Source organism: Desulfatibacillum alkenivorans DSM 16219, from assembly GCF_900142135.1.
GTDB classification, from domain to species: domain Bacteria; phylum Desulfobacterota; class Desulfobacteria; order Desulfobacterales; family Desulfatibacillaceae; genus Desulfatibacillum; species Desulfatibacillum alkenivorans.
Map to the genome: position 1 here is coordinate 1 of NZ_FQZU01000084.1, position 3,153 is coordinate 3,153.

The window sequence follows — 3,153 nt, forward strand, 5'->3', positions numbered from 1 at the left end:
AGGTTGTTGTGGTCAACTCCATCCTATCTGCTTGTTTTCTCAAGCACAACGGGGTTTTTCATTTTTTTTCTCCCCATCAATCGCGGATCTGGGGACAAGGGCGGCGCCGGGCCGCGGAATTAAAAAAGCCCCGGGGCGCCGGGGCTTTTTCATGGGAAATATTTGCTTCGGGCCTATTTGACCAGAATCTTTTGTCCGGGATAGATGGTGGACTTCATGTGCAGGCCGTTCAGGGCCAGGAGCTGATTCAGGCTCATGCCGTGTTTCCGGGCTATGGTGGAGGGCGTATCGCCCCTTTTGACGACATAGGTTCTGGACCCGGAGGCGTTTGTCTGGCTTTTACCGGGGATGGTCAGTTTCTGCCCCACGGACAGGGTGGTGGTTTTCAGGTTGTTGGCTTCTTTAATGTCGTTGATGGTGCTGCCGTACCTTTGGGCGATGTTCCACAGGGAGTCGCCCCGCCGCACCACATGCACGGCCGGCGTGGAGGCGACGGGCTGGGAAGCAGCCGGAGCGCTGTAGCCCCGCCCGATGGGCACTTTCAGGGTTTTTCCCGCCACGATGCGCGTGCTGCGCATGCTGTTGGCCCGTTTGATCTTGCTCACGCTGGTTCCGTATTTCCGCGCAATGGTGGACAAGGTCTCCCCTCTGCGGATGCGGTGCAGCACGTAGGCGTCCTGGGGAAATTCGTACTTGGAGATGCGGTCGATGCAGGCCAGGAGTTCGCCGGATTTTCCCGGCGGCGTCTTGAGTTCGTAAGGCCTCTCCGGTGTGATCTGGTAGCGGAGCTCCGGGTTCAGGTCTTTGAGGGTCTCTTTACTCACGCCGATGGCTGAGGCCACGTGGTTCAGGTGCACCTGTTTGTTGATGGAAACCGTTTCGTATTCCAGGGGCGGGTAGGGCACGCCCAGGTCCATGCCGTATTTGGCCGGGTCGTTGATGATGTGCAGGGCCGCCAGGAACCGGGGCACGTACCGGGCCGTCTCCCGGGGGAGCATGGTGTACAGGTCCCAGAAGTTGTCCAGGTAGTTGACGTTCTGGCGCTGGATGACCCGGAGGACCCTTCCTTCCCCGCAGTTGTACGCCGCCAGGCAGGTGGTCCAGTCTCCGAACATGGAGTGGAGTTCCTTGAGGTAGGCGATGGCCGCCTGGGTGGATTTTTCCGGGTCCATGCGTTCGTCGATGTAGCGGTCGCGGGAAAGGCCGAATTTATAGCCGGTGGAGGCGATGAACTGCCACATGCCCAGAGCCCGGGCGCTGGACAAGGCCTTGACCTTGAAACCGCTTTCGATGAGAGGCAGCCACGATAGCTCTTCGGGCAGGCCGGCTTCCCTGAGCGCCTTCACGATCTGGGGCCTGTATTGGCCGGAGCGCTGGTAGGAGCTTATGAAAAAGTTTTTCTCCCTGCCGGTAAAGAGTTTGATTTCAGCCTCTACATATTTATTCATGTCCAGGGGAATGGCGTTGTGATTACCCGTGGCGGCCGTGAACCGGGAAGTGTAAATTTCAAGCATGCGTTTGGAAATGAGAAAGCGCAGGTCTTCCTTGGCTTGAAGAACGCCGGGGCCGCCGTTGTCCGCTTCGATGGACAAGAGCATGGCGTAGGCCTGGTCCAGGGCGTCAATCGCCTGATCCAACTCCCCTTTTTGCCAATAATCCTGAGCCGCCTGGCAGGAGGCCAGGGCTTCGTCCAGGATCTGTTGGGCGTCCTTTTCGACAGGGGCCGGGACGGGCTTGCACTGGTAATCGGTCGCAGCGAACTTGGCCGGTTCGTCAAGACCGCCGTTGGTCATGAGTTGGTGGGGGTCGACCTCTTCCACTTCCTCCACCTGGGCTATTTGCCCCGGCTGCGGCAGGGCAGCTGCACCGGGTTCGGGAGCGCCGGCCGTGCGCGTGCGGGCGGGGGAGGTATTGACCTGGGCCGAGGGCGCAACGCAGCCGGCGGCGCCAACTATCAAGCATAACAACGAGATAAACGTTTTTTTCATAGAATTAATTCACATGTCTTGGGAAAGGTCCGGGACCGGTCGGCCCGTCGGATTTCGAGGTTATGAAGGATCTCCATCTCATAGTCGGATTCATTTATCAGCGCCGCTTAGGCTTGTCAAGGACGCCCTATTGTGAAAAAAAATTAACAAAAAGTGAATTAGCTGTTTACAAGGCCTATTATTCGATGTTAATGCAACGCCCGCTACGGAGAAAACCGCGACGGAGCTTGTTCGGTTCGGATTTCATCCTTAGCGGGCCGGACCGGGAGGCTGGCAAAACGCCCCTATGGGATCGGCCGGGTTGGACATCCGGAGCAGCAGACGGCCAATGTCTGATTTTTTGATCGCTCGAAGTTTTTTTTGTATTTTTTGCTTGCACTAACCAAAAAATGGGTGTAAACAAAATGATTTCGGAGCGAGGGCCAGCGCAACAAGGGCGGGTCTGATTCCGGGCCGAGTGCGCCAGCGTAGCTCAGCTGGTAGAGCTACTGATTTGTAATCAGTGGGTCGGGGGTTCGAGTCCCTCCGCTGGCTCCAATTGTATGACAATAATTTGGTGGGGTTCCCGAGTGGTCAAAGGGAACAGACTGTAAATCTGTCGGCGACGCCTTCGGAGGTTCAAATCCTCCCCCCACCACCAATCATAGCCAGTCCTGCGTAGGAGGACGCGGAAACCGTACTACGCAGTCTCGGCCAATGAAGACATAAAAGGTCCTCCGGGAATTCAGGCGGGAGTAGCTCAGCTGGCAGAGCTCCAGCCTTCCAAGCTGGATGTCGCGAGTTCGAATCTCGTCTCCCGCTCCATAATTCGCCTGGAGTGAACAACGGCCCAGGCCGTGAGGAAAAAAATGGTTTCAGCCCGCGTAGCTCAGTCGGTAGAGCGCTTCCTTGGTAAGGAAGAGGTTCATCGGTTCGATTCCGATCGCGGGCTCCATCTTTTTTTCAGACGGGCGGCATGTAGAATCTTTGCATTTTTGGAATTTGCAGCTAACGAAAAGACACTCTTTACGGTTTAGGGCGCCTGGTCGTCAGGTTTGCCGGACCAGACTGAAAAACCACGGGAGGAAGGTATCATGGCCAAAGCGAAGTACGAACGCACCAAGCCCCACGTAAACGTGGGCACCATCGGGCACATCGACCACGGTAAGACCACTCTGACTGCGGC

Annotated in this window: 2 protein-coding genes and 4 tRNA genes; 5 read left to right on the plus strand and 1 reads right to left on the minus strand. The window is 57.0% G+C overall.

The features are described 5' to 3' along the window. Positions 1–173 precede the first annotated feature (173 nt). Complete coding sequence (locus BUE18_RS27030; RefSeq protein ID WP_073479226.1) at positions 174–1,988, minus strand: LysM peptidoglycan-binding domain-containing protein; 1,815 nt, start codon at positions 1,986–1,988, stop codon at positions 174–176. Between the two features lie 461 nt (positions 1,989–2,449). Between BUE18_RS27030 and BUE18_RS27035 the strand changes: the two genes are divergently transcribed. From BUE18_RS27035 to BUE18_RS27055, 5 genes are all read left to right on the plus strand, one after another. Further along, positions 2,450–2,525, plus strand: a tRNA-Thr gene (locus BUE18_RS27035). Positions 2,526–2,543: 18 nt separating this feature from the next. After that, positions 2,544–2,628, plus strand: a tRNA-Tyr gene (locus BUE18_RS27040). A gap of 88 nt (positions 2,629–2,716) precedes the next feature. After that, a tRNA-Gly gene (locus BUE18_RS27045) sits at positions 2,717–2,792 on the plus strand. A gap of 53 nt (positions 2,793–2,845) precedes the next feature. After that, positions 2,846–2,922 (plus strand) — tRNA-Thr (locus tag BUE18_RS27050). 139 nt (positions 2,923–3,061) lie between these two features. Then, positions 3,062–3,153 (plus strand): GTP-binding protein (locus BUE18_RS27055; RefSeq protein ID WP_035218689.1); only part of this gene is annotated, 92 nt, incomplete at its 3' end.

Coding starts and splice junctions, on each gene's coding strand:
- BUE18_RS27030 (WP_073479226.1), bottom strand. CDS start 1,988: ATGAAAAAAACGTTTATCTCGTTGTTATGCTTGATAGTTGGCGCCGCC.